Raw genomic sequence first — 15,104 nt, 5'->3', positions numbered from 1 at the left:
GGAGGCTGAACGCTATAATGATAATGATTTACGTTAGGGAATGGTATGGCTTCAGGTACGGGGGCGTAATAAAGCGAAAGTCTTAAATTCTCTTTTTGTCAGGGTCTTGACGTGTGGAGAAAAGCGAAACAATCTGGACAACCTCTTTTTCAACACAATAGTAGAGTGTGTTGTTTTTGTCCACCACTGCGCGGTGAATTAGCTTTTTGGTTGATGCAACAGGAAACAAGTTCGGATCTTTTGAAATCAAGGTAATCACATGGTCAAGCTTGGAGGAAAAAGCCCTCAGTTCCTTCACTGTCCACTTGGTTTCCAGATAGTTTAGAGTTTGTTTTAGTTCAGAAAGGGCATGGTTGCTCCATAGGATTTTATAACCACTTGTCATATAGCTTTTTGGCCTTTTCGTGCGGGATCAATTTGCCATTTTCAATGTCATTAAGCCCTTTTTTAATAGAAGCCTTTTCATTTTCGGACAATTGATTCCACCAATCCATTTTCTCGGATTCACGAAGCGCCATCAGCTTTTCAATCATGGACTGGTCGTCCAATGTTGAGAGCCATTGAATCAATTCAATTTTTTTGCCTTGGAGGTTTAAATCCATAGAGCCAAGTTACAAATTTCCGTTAGTTCGTATTTCATTATAAATTTCAAAACCGTCAGTTCGAGTGTCCCGAAATTTTTTGGGATGTATCGAGAACAAGGTTTTTGATTGGAAAATTCTGATTCTCGATACCCGCTCGCTGGCAAAAAGCTCCATGTCCAAGACCCGCAATGCTCCTTCCCTTGGTAAGGGAAGGTGGCATGATGCTTTATGTCATGACGGAAGGGATGTTTTGACCCTTTCCGTCACACTAGTGTGACATCTTTCCCTTTTAGGGAAAGAAGCATTTTATTCTTCTAGGATAAGTACCAAAACCTTGTTTTCCTGAATCACCTTAACGGTCTTACCCTGCTCAAAACCGAGTTCCTCCAACCACTTTCCTTCCAAACGGATTTCGGGAACGGTGGTATGACCCCATGTACGGCGGCGGAATTTGGTATGGATCTTAAGTTTTCTGGAGGATTTCAATTACAAATATTCGATGAAACGAATATAAGTTGGAATTTTTATTGTCGTGTTCGGCATAGTGAACAACAACGAATTAACTATGTTAAAATCGAATTTTTAGCCCAAAAAATTGGAAAGTCAAAGAGGGTTGAGGGTAAATGTTTCTAAGCTTTTTATTTTTTAGTGGGACATATTGCATTGATGCCCCTTTTTTACCTAGTGCGATCCATAAAGACTGTGCACCGTGTCAAAATAGAGAATCAATTCCAAAGAATCGGAAATCTCTTTTTTTAGCTTTTCAAACGAGTCAGTAGTTTTTGAGAGAATTATTTTTAAGTCTTTTCCGGTACTATTTTTATCAATATCAATTGCCAATCTAACTATGTTTGGATTCTTCTGATAATTAGAAAATTCAGGAGCCTTTTGACCTCCAAAAATTTTATTCAAAACGGCGTACAATTGTTCAAAATTATATTCTTTATCAGCGAATACAGAGTCCATTGTAACTGTTATTACTTCATTTCTCTTGACAAAAGGGGATTCAATTATAAAGGGGACGATTCTTTTGGTCAGTGAATCCTCCTTAATTTCAAAAAAAGGCACATTTTTTCTATAATCGTTAGCTGGCGTCATCATTGCCAAATCCCAATAATTTAGACTTGTGGTGTCCAAATCTATCGGAACAAGAAATTTCGGATTTGAAAATTCACCTTCCGAAGGGTAGTAAACAATTCTTTGTTGTTCGTTACCTGAGTTGCACGAAATGAACCCTATTAGTACTAATATTGAAACTATTCTTTTCAAAATACCTGTCAGTAAACATATGCAATAACAATACTTATTACACATTATACATCTAAGATAAACAAAAGTCGAAAGTCCTAAAAAACCGTATATCGCAACCCAAAGAACCCTCTAATCCCTTGGTTTGGGCCATACACATAGCTGGGATCAAAAGTCAAGGCAAAAGGATTGTCCGCAGTGGCCACTACATTCCCTTGCGGGTCAAACTGCGCGTTTCTGTCAAAGGGATCATCTGCTCTGGCTATGATAAATGGATTACCGCGGTTGGGCGTCCAGTCCAAGAGATTTTTGACCCCACCGTAGAATTCAAACTTGTCCAAACCTTTGTAAGTAAACTGAATATTTTGAATGCTCCAAGTAGGAGATTCAGGTGACCTTGGATCCAAATCGCCCAATAAGGGCAATCGCATGGGGCCGTATAAGTTACCCGTATAATCCACGGTCAAGTCCAAATTTCGGAAAGTATACGAGACATTCCAGGTACCTGTAAAACTTTCGGTGAGAATCTGCCTTTGGGTCACCCCATCTTCGGTATTGCTTACATCTTGCCAAGTGGCGCCCACCAAAAATTTAAGGCCGTTGGGCAGAACCAAATCCACATTGGCACTTACCCCTTGCGAAACGGATTTTCCGTCCAGGTTGTCGTAGATAATCTGGTTGGGGTTGGTATCATAATCGGGAATAATGATATTGGAAAAATGGGTGTAAAAAGCTGAGGCTTCCAATCCGACAAAAGTGCCGTTGTCTGCGTAAATTTTCTTCAGATAATTAAGATTGACGTTTACAGAGCGTTCCGGTTTCAGTTCTTCGGCAATGATCACGTCCCGAGAACCGGTCAGCGCCGCATGATCTTCCGTAAACAGGTTCACTACTCTAAACCCGGTACCCGCATTGACCCTAAAAATATCATTGTCGGATATTTTCCACTTATAAGCCATTCTTGGCGTGAAAATATTGCCATGTCTTTGATCATAATCGTATCGCAATCCCCCTAAAATGGAATGTTTTTCAGCCAACTTTAGCTCATCCTGAATAAAAAGACTGGGAATCCAAACTTCGTCTGCACTCTCAGTGGCCGGAGTGTTGTCATCATAATAATTGTAGCGAATGGCACTTCCGAACAAAAGATCATGTTTGCCTATAGTTTTGTCCCAGGTCATTTGCCCAAAGCCAATGCGCTGGTCAGCCAAATAGGGTGTGTCACCATAAACCGAATTCTGATTGTGATCATTATAGGATACGGAAAGCAACACTTTTTCATCAATGGGCAATTGATATTTACCCAAAACTTCCCATCTACGGGTGTAAATGCTTTCTCCATAAATTTCGTTACCTCCTCGAAACTCTGGAGTCCATTGTAGTTCACCACCCCATCTGTCTTCGTAAAAGAATCGGCCAGCCAGGGAAAATAACTTGGAATCCTTGCGCTTAAAATTCCATTTCTGGAATATCGATATTCGGTCTTGTAGCGTGAGGTCGGTAAAATTGTCCCCATTGTTGTCCACTACTTCATCGAAGTTAAAATAGTTGACTCCAAGGAGGAGGTCGGTATTCTTACCCACTTCAATTTTGGAACCCACATCCAAGTTGTATTCGCCCCAACCCGTTAGATAGGCATCGGCAAAGAACTCCGGGGCATTGGGGGCGTGTTTGGTAATGATGTTGATCAATCCACCTACAGCCTCGCTGCCATAAAGAGTGGAGGCCGGGCCTTTTACAATTTCAATTTGCTCTATTAGCGAATTTGGGATTCCAGATAAACCATAAACGGTGCCCAAACCACTGACTATAGGCATCCCATCAATCAAAACCAAGGTATATGGTCCTTCAAGACCATTAATATGGATATCCCCGGTATTGCAAACATTGCAATTTATTTGGGGCCGAACGCCATTTACATTCTGAAGTGCCTCAAAAATACTTGGGGTAGGGTTCTTTTTTAGGAATGTAGGGGTGTAGACTTCAACAGGCACTGGGCTTTCCAATCTACTAACCGCTTTTAGCGTACCAGTGACCACCATTTCATCCAAAGCTTCAGCGGACTGCGTTAGTGCTATGTCCAAGGTAATCGTTTCATCCTTTCCAATTAAAAAGGATTTCCTAAAAGGCTCATATCCAATGGCCGAGGCAATAAGCACATGATTTCCTGGGCTTAGATTCGTTATGGAGTATTTCCCGTCCCCATCCGTTGCCGTTCCGCTTTGGGTCCCTTTAAGGTAAATATTCACAAAAGGGAGGCTTTGCTCCTTTTCAGATACTGTTCCTTGAACAGTACTGTTTTGTGACCATCCAGTTAGACAGGAACTTAGCACTAATATAAATAGGAGACGTTTCAATTTTTTTGGTTGTTGAAATTAAAATTTAGACAAATCTAAAAATTTGTTTTTATAAATAAAAATGTATTTTTGGAAAAATTATTTTTTGTGACTCGGTCTGAGGAAAATTATATCAAAACCATTTTTCATTTAGGCGGTAATTCTTCTGCCCTAATTGCCACCAATGCCATTGCGGAGCAGATGGAAACCAAACCATCTTCGGTTACCGATATGGCCAAGAAATTGGCGGAAAAAGGCTTGGTGCATTACAAAAAGTACCAAGGCATCTCATTGACGGATATCGGAATCAAAACAGCACTTTCCATCATCAGAAAGCACCGTTTGTGGGAAGTTTTTTTGGTGAAAAAACTGGATTTTACCTGGGATGAAGTTCACGAGGTGGCCGAGCAGTTGGAGCACATCAAAAGCGAAAAACTCATTGACAAAATTGATGAGCTCTTGGATTTTCCAAAGTTTGATCCCCATGGAGATCCTATTCCCAGCAAAGATGGAAAATTCATGGAGCGTGATAAACAATTGCTAAGCGATGTGGAACTTAACACTGAAGGAGTTTGTGTTGGTGTAAAGGATACTTCCGCTGCTTTTCTCAAATTTTTAGACAAGAACAAGATTGCTTTGGGGAATACCATAAAGGTTTTGGAGAAGGAAGATTTTGACCAATCCCTGCATATAGAAATGGAAGGAAAAGCACTCCATATTTCCCATCAGATAGCATCAAATCTTTACATAAAAAAGAATGACTAATGGAACAAGTAATCCAATATTTTGAAAGTATAGACCCCATATTGGCGGCCTTTTACGCTACTGTTTTTACTTGGGGATTGACTGCTGCCGGGGCGGCCTTGGTCTTTTTGTTCAAAGGAATGAACCGTGCGGTTTTGGATGGCATGTTGGGCTTTACCGGAGGAGTAATGGTGGCGGCCAGTTTTTGGAGTTTGTTGGCACCCGGTATAGAAATGAGCGAAGGCGAAGGATTTGTTAAAGTCATTCCAGCGGCTGTTGGTTTTTTATTGGGAGCAGCTTTTATTTTTGGATTGGACAAGGTTTTGCCCCACTTGCATATCAATTTCAAAGAAAGTGAGGCCGAGGGGGTAAAAACACCTTGGCACAGAACTACTTTGTTGACCCTCGCTATCACTTTGCACAACATTCCTGAAGGTCTTGCAGTGGGAGTGCTGTTTGGCGGTGTTGCTGCCGGCTTTGATGGGGCCACCATTGGAGGGGCGGTCGCTTTGGCCTTAGGAATTGGCCTTCAGAATTTTCCAGAAGGATTTGCCGTGGCCATGCCTTTACGGAGGCAAGGATTGAGCCGAACAAAAAGTTTTATGTACGGGCAAGCTTCAGCTATGGTTGAGCCTATTGCTGCCGTTTTGGGAGCATGGGCGGTGTTAACTTTCGAACCCATTTTGCCGTACGCACTTTCTTTTGCTGCCGGAGCCATGATTTTTGTGGTAGTGGAAGAGGTAATCCCAGAAACCCAAAGGGACAAATACACGGACATTGCCACCATGGGCTTTATAGGTGGATTTATCATTATGATGATGCTGGATGTGGGCCTAGGATAATCTCAAATAAAATTTAAAGCGATGCGAATTGTACTCCTTTTGTTCACCTTAAGCCTGACCTTTTCGGGTTATTCCCAAACGGGTATTGAACAATTTCAGAACGAAATAGACATGACTGTTTGGAAACCTTTTAAAAAGGCGTTTGAAACCTTGGACGGGGAGGAACTGAACGCCATATACGCTGAAGAAGTACTTCGGGTTACTCCCCAGGGAATCGATACCGAAAATGTTTTCAAGGCCAAAAATTTGAAGCGATTTAAAACCAACAAGGCCGAAGGCGTTTCCATAGCTTTGGATTTTTGGTTCGATAGTCGACATACCAATGAAGCAACTTCGTATGAAGTCGGCTTTTATCGGATTGGTTTTACCTCAAAAGATGAAACAAATTATAGCTATGGTCAATTTCACATTGTCCTGAAAAAAATAAACGGCCATTGGAAGATCACTCAAGATTGGGATACTACGCATATTAATGGAAATCCCATTACCGCTTCTGATTTTGCCAAGAAGGCGGCGTTAAAGTTTTAATTCTCTCTCCACATCAAATAGGTTGTTAGAACTTACGATTCAATCCCACTTTGTGATTCAGTCGGGGAGATTTTAATTCCCATAATCAACAACCACAAACAAGTACCCAACTCCCCAATACTGGCAGGGATGGTGATATAATCCGAAATCCAAAGAGAATTGTAATCCGAGCAAAGGACTCTGCCCATGAAATCTATGAAGTACCCAACACTTCCCGCCATCAGAAACAGACCCAACATTTTGGGAAGAAATCCGGATTTAAAGACCAGATAACCAAATGGGAAAAGCCAAAGGCCCCAAAATATTTGGGATATCAGAATGCCTTTAAAATACGATTGAAAGGCCTGCATCACCTGGGTCTCAATTTGAGCTGCATTGTACACTTCCAAGAATCCAGATTCGCCCAAAAGGGACAGCACATCAAATTTATGTATCACACTGCTCATCGATAAGGGCACACTCACCAGGACCAACACAACCATGAGCACCGCCATGTTTTTATGGACTTCCTTGAACAATTGAAAAAGGACCAAGGGCAGAAAAACAAAGATCAAATAGCACAGCAGTTCACATAAAATTTCCAATCGAAATAGAAATTCTGAGGCTTTAAGGTTTTGGACGGTTTGTGCAGGGTTGTCCCAAACAATGAGTTGTGATGGAACGTACATGAGGCTGAATATACCGGTGATGGCAATTAAAAAATACAATAGCCCAGCTAGGCGGGCCGTTTTTTGGTTGACTCCCATTTTTGATTGATTATGGTTATTAAAGAAAAGACGTGTTTGGGAGCCTTTTGGTTGCCTGTTTCTACCTAAGGTCTTCCAAGATTTGGCCAAAATCATATTGCAAATCTTCATGCAGGGCACTTATTTTCTTTTCGATATAGACTAACTGCCTTTCATACAAATTGCGCAAAGCAATGTTGCCCTTAATAGAAGGGCGAAAGTTTTTTAGTTGCTCACAGAAGTACAACAATAGCTCAACCTCGGTTTCTTTGTTGCCGGAATAGCGGATATACTTTTTGATGGTTCGGAGAATCTTCCGCACACTTTTTTTGATGTAGTAAAAACTATTGGTATTGATTTCCTCAAACATTTCATCCACTTCGGCTTTGACGGAATCGATATATCCTTCTTCATGATCGGCCTCGAAAAGGAGGTAGGTAAGTAGTTCCTTGTTTTCTTTTTTGAATCGACCCAAGCGAAGACACAGGTCCAAAAGCTCATCAGGAGAACGATGCTGAAGTTCTTTTTTTAGTTGGGCAATGGTGGATGCTTTCATACTAACTTCTCAGGTAAGATGCCCCGTTCACATCTATGATGGTTCCGGACGAATAGCCAGCTCCTTCCGAAGCCAAAAATAAAATGGCATGTGCAACTTCTTCCGGCTGGGCCATGCGTTGGAAAGGGGATTCCCGTAGCAAATTTTCCCGTTCCAAGGGAGTCAAGGTTTCAGCAGCCATTGCTGTCTCGGTAAACCCTGGTGCCACCACCCCGACATGGATGTTGTGTTTGGCTAATTTTTTAGCCAAGGACTGACTCATGGAATTTAAGGCCGCCTTACTGGCGCCATAAGCAGGTTTGGTCGGCTCCCCCCGAAACGCACCTCTTGAAGACACATTTACAATCTTCCCACCGCCTGACGCCATCATTGCTTTGGCGCCCCAATAACAAAGATTGGATACCGCAAATAAATTGGTATTAAAAATGTTTTCCCAGGCATTGGCCCAATGGTCAAAATCCACTTCCTCTATATCGTGAAAAATGGAAATGCCCGCATTGTTCACCAAAATATCCAGCTGACCATATTGCGCTACGTATCTATTGATCAAATGTTCAGGGCCATTTTTTTCTGAAACATCCTGTTGAAACAATTGATGTCCAGTACCAGCTAATTGCGATAGGGTTCGTTCAGCTTCCTCAGTATTGCTGCGGAAATTGATGCCTACCTTTGCGCCTTTTTCGGCAAAGGCCAAGGCAGTGGCCTTGCCAATGCCGCGTGAGGCACCAGTGATCAATACGTTTTTACCATTAAATTCCATCTATTGTCTTTTGATGCTATCAAAGATAGCAACTAAGAGGAGGATTCTACTTACGTATTTTGGTGAAGATTATTTTAAGACTTCATCCAAAGCTTGTTGCAAATCAAGCTTTAACGAGGGGCTTAAGGATGTATCAAGAGGGATTAATATGTCCGCTTTTTGATAATATTCCCGTGCCTTTGTTGGCTTTTTGTTTTGTTCGAGATAATAGGCCAAACGGTAATGATTGAGGGCCGAATTTGGATAACTCTCCACAGCCATTTCATACAAACGCATCCTATTCTTATAATCGGGATCTTTTTTATACGCAAGCCAATTCTTATAATCGTTATAAAAAGTCTGGGAAAATGGTTTTGTGTTCCCGGCAGCCACATGGGACTTGTAGATGCTGTCAATGGCACCAAATCCTTTGGTTACAAATAAGTTTTTTAATGCGCTCATATTAGGTGGCGGACTATGGCCCTTAAGAATGAACAACGTGTCTATGGACTTCCCTAATTTATTAGAAGGGGTTTTGCCATAGTATTGCTGAAAACTTTCGTCTTTGTTCTTGAGCTCGGCATCTAAAAAAGCAAGGATTAACTCTGCACCAGCTGTAAACCCAGCTTCTAGGTCTCCCCTAGGTTCGCCAATGATTTTGGGAACGTATGCATCGAAATGGCCATAGTTTAGGAAATGGAATTCACTCATTTCTGGTAAACGGGCAAAATACCGATTGCTAAAATCAAGTCCATGGATATTATCGGGTGAAATGTTGGGATGGGGCGCGTAAATGGCCAAAATGGGAAGAGAAACGCTATGAGGTTCATAAAACACGGTCTCATTTAAAATCCGTTGTTCGTACTGGCTCAAAAACCCGCCTTCCAAACTTACCAATGCTTTAATCTTCTTATTTCTGGAAGCAAGTGCTGCACAATAAGAGGACTCTATGGCATTGCCCACCAGGGCAATTTGACCAGTATTTACATAGGGCAATTGCAGCAACTGTCCGAGGGCGAACTGTAGATCATCAACTCCAGATTCCAAACCTCTAGCGGAGGCATCCACAACATGGGCGAATTCGCCTTTTAAGGAAACTCCGGCCACAATGTATCCGTGGCTTGCCAAATATTCGCACAATACACTTTGATTAGCCGGACTACTTCCGTTGGGTACAATGACCAAAGGAAATGGGCCCTTGGCAATTTTAGTTTCCAATGAGCTATTTGTGGTTAAATGCAACAAAGTATCCAGATCACGATGCGTCATTGCTTTTTCCCCTTTAAGCTCATCAGCCTGGTATTTATAGATTTCTCGGGACAGCGAATCCGAATACATTCCCTTATCACTTTCGGTTTGTGGTGTAATCAAATCCACAAAGTGACTAAAAGGGAGCAGCGGAGCCTTTTCGTTTGATGGATACCAAATATGCAAGGGCAATTTTCTGCCTGGAACTGTATCAGTTCTTGGATATAATTTCCCACTCCAATCCGAGAACGGAACACTTGGACGGGAAACATCGTTGGTAAACAAAGTTTTAAAACCAACCTCATACTCCCCATAGTCCATATAATTGGAAAATGGCTCTGGCAAGGGTTCCTTTTTGTGGCCTTGACAGCCCATAAAGAGTAGAATGAAGAAGTACAGAACAGTTTTTTGCATGGTGTTTATCATTCGGTTCGTGTGGCAACATCATTGAATATTTGGATCCAATCCTTGTCTTTTTCAAACACACTGGCCCAGCCATTCCAGACCAGTTTGTCTCTATCAGCATAAGAAATGGTTGCTCTAAAAAAGCGGTCTTCAATTACGTTCTTGGGAGTTATGGCAATGATGCGTTCGTTTTCCTTGTCCAAAAACCATTTGAATTGCCCGTGTAAGGGAAAGTCATGGGCAAAGTTGGTAGCCCGGAAACAACCTTCCTTGTCATCATAATTGATAATATAGGAGTAATACCTTTTTCGGCCTGTTTTCTGAATCGTTGTTTCAGATTCGCACCGTATGAATTGCCCATTGAGGTAGTACTCGCAATTACGGGTTCCAATTTCCTGATAGGCCCTATCTGTTCCGGGAAGGATGGTTTCCTCAATGTTCCAACTGCCAATAAGAAAGTCAAGATCTTTAATGGACTGGGATAACAGAGTGTTACTGGTAACAAAGACTAAGAAAATGAGAATGGATTTTTGCATTTTGATTGAATTTTCCACTCAAAGTAAAAAGCAGCCTCTTTACAGAGGTCTCAATTTCCGCTTTCAAGTATCAAAACCTGTTTTTATGAAGAATTTTTCATTTTGTATTCCTTGGGTGTCATACCAGTTGTGGATTTGAATATCCTATTAAAACTGGCCTTTGAATTGAAACCCGAATCGTAGGCCAGACTCATGATTTTTAGGCGAGAATTTTTTGGGTCTTTCAGCTTTTCTTGGACTTCATTCACCCGATATCCGTTTATATACTGGAAGAAATTTTTGTTGAGACTGCTGTTGATGGCTTCTGAAATAGTTCTTCCGGGAAGTCCAACCGTTCTGCTAAGATCCATCAAACTCAGTTCTGGATTTTTGAATAATTTCTGATTTTGCATTGCTTCATCCAGTTGTCGGATTATTTTGGCCGATTCTTCATTAGGAATTTCCTGGACATTATTTACAACCGGCAGCAATTGCAAAGTTTGCGTTTGAAGATAACCATGGATACTTAGCCAATACAGCACGCAGGCATATAACAATAGTACAACATTTCTATATTCGTTCCACTGATCAAAGAACACCATACCACTAATACCAGTACTTACAGCAAGAAAAACCAGAATAATTGCAAAAGAACCAATGATTACGACCACAACATGCTTGGCCCATTGTAGATCAATTTTATGGGTATTGGACACATTCTCAAGAAGGTTTCGCTGGTAGCTGTTGATAATCCCCATGGAGAGCATCATGTAAAATAATATGGAAATTATGGCCAAGGATTCAAACAATTCAGCAGTAAGGTGAAACAAATAGTATGGGTGATGGTTTCCGGAGTATATGAGGTGATAAATGCTGTGCAAATAATTGAGCACAATTGGGCTAAAATGCCAAAGCTGCTTGGAGCTAAAACGGAATCCGGACTGTGTAAGGTTTTTTACATAAAAATAAAATGAAGGTCCAATCCAATAAGATAAAGAAAATGGCAACCAGGCCAACCATCTATGTGAATGCCAAATAGAGGGATCTAGCATATATGGTGTAAAAGTCAGACACAGGCAAATAATGGTCAGGGAAAGGAAGCGGTTGGCATATCTATTTTCCCTTTTTTCCAAGACCAAAAATCCAAATACCAAGCCGTTGGCAACGGCACAAATGGTAATCAATTGGATAATGGTAAGTTCTAATTGCAATGCAATGGGTTATGGTCACTTTGAGTGAAGTTATGAAAAGATTTGAAGGTACATGGCCAAGCCCACCATTAGTCCCAGCCATAATATCCCGGTTAAAATGAGGCCAAAAACATGCAAAAACAGCAGGAGCTCAAAATAGACCCGTTGTTTTTTGGTGACTTGCTTGGGTTGAGAATACCATATGGTTTGGGTTCTCTGCAAGAGCACTTTGCAGTGAATTCCTTGTTTGGCAGCCCTGTTTTCAATGCTTGACTTTATAAATCGATAGCCATAAGTGACTATGTAAAATATGCCAACCAGGACGCTCAAGCCTAGAGCGGCCGCGTAAAAACCCTCGTACCAGGATTGAATGGAGGTAGTGATGACCAAATAAAACATAAAACAAACCAAATGATGGGCAACAGTCTCCACGAGGTTGGTTGAGGGAGCCGTTGGATTTAAAAATTTACTAAGGGCCGGGTCAGCTTGACCACTTCTTTTCGCTACCTTTAAAGCTACAAATTTTGAACTTATGAAGCGATTTCTTTTGCTCCTTTTTACCTTCGGAGCTTTACAGTTATCAACCTCCCAAAAACAACATTTTTCCTATTTAGATGTCTTTGATTTGCAATATGCATCGGATCCACAGATTTCACCCGATGGTGAATGGGTGGTTTACCGAAGAATGGGATATGATATCATGAAGGATGGTTCCAAAGGAAATCTTTGGTTGATTCGCACTGATGGCAGTCAACATCAAAAACTCACCTCCAATGAAGTCAATGAGAGCAGTCCCAAATGGTCGCCATCCGGTGATCGGATTGTGTTTTCCAGCAGCACGGCTGAGGGCTCGGAGATTTTCATGTATTGGGTGGCCTCTGGAAAGGTGGCCAAATTAACGCAGCTGCCCTTTAGTCCTAGTTCCCTTACCTGGTCTCCTGATGGGAAGCAATTGGCTTTTTCCATGAATGTACCAGAAGCTCCACCCGTGATTGCCAAAATGCCAAAAAAACCCAAGGGCGCTAAATGGGCAGAGAAACCAAGAATTACGGATAGGGTATATCATGAAGCCGATGGGAGAGGGTATATCAAACCAGGGTTCAATCATATTTTCACAATTCCAGCAGACGGAGGTGCGCCAAGGCAAATCACTGCTGGGAACTGGCATCACAGAGGAACACTTTCTTGGGCCAAGAATGGGAGTAAAATCTATTTTTCTGCGAACAGGGTTGAAGATTGGGAATATCGTTTTAGAAACAGTGAGATTTACGCTGTTAATGTTCAAAATGGGAATATAGAAGCCCTGACCGATAGAAATGGGCCGGATTATGACCCAAAAGTTTCCCCAGATGGGAAGTTAATAGCATATCTGGGTTTTGAAGATAAGGTACAGGCGTATCAAATCAGAAAAGTGCACCTCATGAATGTGGATGGAAGCGGAAAAAGAGTGATTTCCGAAGGGTTGGACCGAACCATTTCCGACATTCAATGGAATTCCAAAGGAGACGGATTGTACGTTGCCTATGATGACAAAGGAAATGGAAAAGTTGGACTTGTTTCACTAAATGGGAGCACGTCCAAAATTTTGGACAATGTAGGTGGAACCACCTTGGGCCGACCTTATCCCAGTGGGTCCTTTAGCACCTCTAAAAATGGGACTATAGTGTACACCCAATCCAGACCTAATTATCCTGCGGAGTTGACTGTGCTCAGACCAAAGGGGAAGAACCCTATCAAAATCACAGGTCTGAGTAAAAGTTTGCTCAACTACCGTGAATTGGGCAAGGTAGAAGAAGTGTGGTACAAATCTTCGGTGGATGGACGCGACATTCAAGGCTGGGTGGTATACCCTCCCAACTATGATGCCTCCAAAAAATATCCTTTTATGGTAGAGAACCATGGAGGCCCCATTTTGAACTATGGAGACCGCTTTTCCGCGGAAATGCAGTTGTATGCATCTGCTGGCTATATTGTGTTTTATCCCAATCCCAGGGGGAGTACCAGTTACGGAGAGGAATTTGGAAATCTATTGTTCAACAACTATCCAGGAGAGGACTACAATGATGTAATGGACGGAGTTGATCATTGTGTAGGAATGGGCATAGCCCAGGAAGACCAGTTGTTTGTAACTGGTGGTAGTGCTGGAGGTATCATGTCGGCCTGGATGATTGGGAAAAACAATCGTTTTGAGGCAGCGGTAGTGGCCAAACCGGTAATGAACTGGATCAGCAAAACCTTGGTGGCCGACAATTATTTTTACTATGCGGAGCATAGATATCCCGGACAACCTTGGGAAAATTTTGAGGGGTATTGGAAATTTTCGCCCATCTCGCTCGTTGGTAATATAGAGACCCCAACCATGGTGATGGTGGGAATGAACGATTTAAGAACTCCACCAAGCGAGGCAAAGCAGTTGTACCATGCGCTTAAACTTAGAAAGATTGAGACGGTACTGGTGGAAATACCGGGCGCCAGTCATGGCATTGCCAGCAAACCGAGTAATTTGATAACCAAGATTGCCCATACCGTTGCTTGGTTTGATACGTATAGAACCGATAAAGAAAATGAGTAAAAAGAAGAGGCATTGGCTGTGGAACGTATTGATCGTCCTTACCCTTGTCCTATGCTTTTTGGCCTTTTTGGCTCATTATAAAAACTGGCATAAAATAGAAGAAGGCGAACTAAAGATTATGTCCGGCATCTATTACCAAAGAATTCCTCTAAATGAGATCGACAGCCTTAAGATGGTGGAAAAGGTTCCGGAATTGGAACGTTCCAGCGGATTTTCTTGGATGGTAGCGGAAAAAGGAGTTTTTATCGATTCTATCACGGATTCCAAAGTGCATTTTTTTGTGGATGATTTAGCGCAGCAAAAAGTAAAATTGGTACACCATGATTCCTTGTTGTTATTTATCAATTTTAAGGATAGTTTGCAGACTCAGAACTTCTTTGAAAATTTGCAGCTTCAGGTAGAGCAATCCAATAAACCAAATTGATCGGATAATATGTATTTGACCCAAACCTTTTCCAAGAGACTGTTGTGGTTTTTTTTAACCATGATTCCGATGACCATGATTGCCCAGAATACTATTTCTGTAGAAGTTTCGAATATTCCTTCAGCTGAAGGCAAGGTCAATATCGCCGTGTATGATTCGGAAACGACTTTTTTGAAATTTGAAGGGGTTGTTAAAGCCAGCAGCGTAGAAGCCAAAAAGGGAAAAGTGAATCTGAAACTGGAAAACATTCCAGAAGGGGAGTATGCCCTTGCCATTTTTCATGATGAGAACGGCAACGATAAACTGGATAAAAATTGGCTTGGAATTCCTACAGAAAAAGTGGCCTTCTCAAAGGCTAAGATGAAAACCTTTGGGCCGCCATCATACCGTGATTGCTGTTTTAAGGTTAAAGGGGATAAGGCCATCAGCATTACTTTTTAGTAACTTT

General features: G+C 41.7%; 19 protein-coding genes. 7 read left to right on the top strand and 12 right to left on the bottom strand.

The features are described from left to right. Positions 1-82: 82 nt before the first annotated feature. Together FGG15_RS11680 and FGG15_RS11675 are read right to left on the bottom strand one after the other, a co-directional pair. Positions 83-385 (bottom strand): type II toxin-antitoxin system RelE/ParE family toxin, encoded by a 303-nt coding sequence (locus FGG15_RS11680; protein ID WP_138836402.1) that lies wholly within the window; start codon positions 383-385, stop codon positions 83-85. Beyond that, positions 369-602, bottom strand: a complete 234-nt coding sequence (locus FGG15_RS11675; RefSeq protein ID WP_138836401.1) for a hypothetical protein — start codon at positions 600-602, stop codon at positions 369-371. Before FGG15_RS11675 ends, FGG15_RS11680 begins: the two co-directional genes overlap by 17 nt. 64 nt (positions 603-666) lie before the next feature. Between FGG15_RS11675 and FGG15_RS11670 the strand changes: the two genes are divergently transcribed. Then, positions 667-861 carry a hypothetical protein gene (locus tag FGG15_RS11670; RefSeq protein ID WP_138836400.1) on the top strand — a complete coding sequence of 65 codons (195 nt, stop codon included), beginning with the start codon at positions 667-669 and terminating at the stop codon, positions 859-861. Positions 862-890: 29 nt separating this feature from the next. Here the strand turns inward: FGG15_RS11670 and FGG15_RS11665 are convergent, their stop codons facing one another. The 3 genes from FGG15_RS11665 to FGG15_RS11655 form a co-directional block, all read right to left on the bottom strand. After that, a complete protein-coding gene (locus tag FGG15_RS11665; RefSeq protein ID WP_138836398.1) occupies positions 891-1,070 on the bottom strand; it encodes a SymE family type I addiction module toxin in 180 nt (59 codons plus the stop codon). 195 nt (positions 1,071-1,265) lie between these two features. After that, the gene (locus tag FGG15_RS11660) at positions 1,266-1,853 is read right to left on the bottom strand and encodes a hypothetical protein (protein WP_138836396.1); all 588 of its coding nucleotides are present in this window, start codon (positions 1,851-1,853) and stop codon (positions 1,266-1,268) included. Between the two features lie 77 nt (positions 1,854-1,930). After that, entirely contained in the window at positions 1,931-4,189 is a 2,259-nt protein-coding gene (locus FGG15_RS11655; protein WP_138836394.1) for a TonB-dependent receptor, read from the bottom strand. Between the two features lie 87 nt (positions 4,190-4,276). Between FGG15_RS11655 and FGG15_RS11650 the strand changes: the two genes are divergently transcribed. Genes FGG15_RS11650 through FGG15_RS11640 form a run of 3 tightly spaced genes read left to right on the top strand, consistent with a single transcriptional unit; the run spans position 4,277 to position 6,282 of the window. Further along, the gene (locus FGG15_RS11650) at positions 4,277-4,933 is read left to right on the top strand and encodes a metal-dependent transcriptional regulator (protein WP_138838262.1); all 657 of its coding nucleotides are present in this window, start codon (positions 4,277-4,279) and stop codon (positions 4,931-4,933) included. Next, the gene (locus tag FGG15_RS11645; protein ID WP_138836391.1) at positions 4,933-5,754 is read left to right on the top strand and encodes a ZIP family metal transporter; all 822 of its coding nucleotides are present in this window, start codon (positions 4,933-4,935) and stop codon (positions 5,752-5,754) included. The genes FGG15_RS11650 and FGG15_RS11645 overlap by 1 nt, the downstream gene beginning before the upstream one ends. Before the next feature lie 21 nt (positions 5,755-5,775). Further along, a complete protein-coding gene (locus tag FGG15_RS11640; protein WP_138836390.1) occupies positions 5,776-6,282 on the top strand; it encodes a nuclear transport factor 2 family protein in 507 nt (168 codons plus the stop codon). A 32-nt stretch (positions 6,283-6,314) separates the two neighbouring features. Here FGG15_RS11640 and FGG15_RS11635 read toward each other — a convergent pair whose 3' ends face one another. From FGG15_RS11635 to FGG15_RS11605, 7 genes are all read right to left on the bottom strand, one after another. Then, the gene (locus FGG15_RS11635) at positions 6,315-7,028 is read right to left on the bottom strand and encodes a DUF4386 domain-containing protein (protein WP_138836388.1); all 714 of its coding nucleotides are present in this window, start codon (positions 7,026-7,028) and stop codon (positions 6,315-6,317) included. A 61-nt stretch (positions 7,029-7,089) separates the two neighbouring features. Then, a complete protein-coding gene (locus FGG15_RS11630) occupies positions 7,090-7,563 on the bottom strand; it encodes a hypothetical protein (protein WP_138836386.1) in 474 nt (157 codons plus the stop codon). 1 nt (position 7,564) lies between these two features. Further along, positions 7,565-8,323: an SDR family NAD(P)-dependent oxidoreductase gene (locus tag FGG15_RS11625; RefSeq protein ID WP_138836384.1), complete on the bottom strand. Its 759-nt coding sequence runs from the start codon at positions 8,321-8,323 to the stop codon at positions 7,565-7,567. A gap of 69 nt (positions 8,324-8,392) precedes the next feature. Then, complete coding sequence (locus FGG15_RS11620) at positions 8,393-9,964, bottom strand: acyl-CoA thioester hydrolase/BAAT C-terminal domain-containing protein (RefSeq protein ID WP_138836382.1); 1,572 nt, start codon at positions 9,962-9,964, stop codon at positions 8,393-8,395. Positions 9,965-9,972: 8 nt separating this feature from the next. Beyond that, positions 9,973-10,491: a hypothetical protein gene (locus tag FGG15_RS11615; protein ID WP_138836380.1), complete on the bottom strand. Its 519-nt coding sequence runs from the start codon at positions 10,489-10,491 to the stop codon at positions 9,973-9,975. 83 nt (positions 10,492-10,574) lie between these two features. Next, the gene (locus FGG15_RS11610) at positions 10,575-11,681 is read right to left on the bottom strand and encodes a helix-turn-helix domain-containing protein (protein WP_138836378.1); all 1,107 of its coding nucleotides are present in this window, start codon (positions 11,679-11,681) and stop codon (positions 10,575-10,577) included. 30 nt (positions 11,682-11,711) lie between these two features. Beyond that, on the bottom strand, positions 11,712-12,092 hold the full coding sequence (locus FGG15_RS11605) for a hypothetical protein (RefSeq protein WP_138836377.1): 381 nt from the start codon (positions 12,090-12,092) through the stop codon (positions 11,712-11,714). Positions 12,093-12,192: 100 nt separating this feature from the next. Here FGG15_RS11605 and FGG15_RS11600 point away from each other — a divergent pair, with 100 nt between their 5' ends. From FGG15_RS11600 to FGG15_RS11590, 3 genes are read left to right on the top strand one after another with little or no spacing between them, the layout of a single operon-like run. Next, the gene (locus FGG15_RS11600; protein WP_138836375.1) at positions 12,193-14,232 is read left to right on the top strand and encodes a S9 family peptidase; all 2,040 of its coding nucleotides are present in this window, start codon (positions 12,193-12,195) and stop codon (positions 14,230-14,232) included. Next, positions 14,225-14,656 carry a hypothetical protein gene (locus FGG15_RS11595; protein WP_138836373.1) on the top strand — a complete coding sequence of 144 codons (432 nt, stop codon included), beginning with the start codon at positions 14,225-14,227 and terminating at the stop codon, positions 14,654-14,656. Before FGG15_RS11600 ends, FGG15_RS11595 begins: the two co-directional genes overlap by 8 nt. Before the next feature lie 9 nt (positions 14,657-14,665). Further along, positions 14,666-15,097, top strand: a complete 432-nt coding sequence (locus FGG15_RS11590; RefSeq protein WP_202619552.1) for a DUF2141 domain-containing protein — start codon at positions 14,666-14,668, stop codon at positions 15,095-15,097. Positions 15,098-15,104: the final 7 nt, after the last annotated feature.

Origin of the sequence: Flagellimonas algicola, assembly GCF_005937185.1 — a bacterium.
Classification (GTDB): domain Bacteria; phylum Bacteroidota; class Bacteroidia; order Flavobacteriales; family Flavobacteriaceae; genus Flagellimonas; species Flagellimonas algicola.
This window is presented reverse-complemented; position numbering and strand designations above follow the sequence as displayed.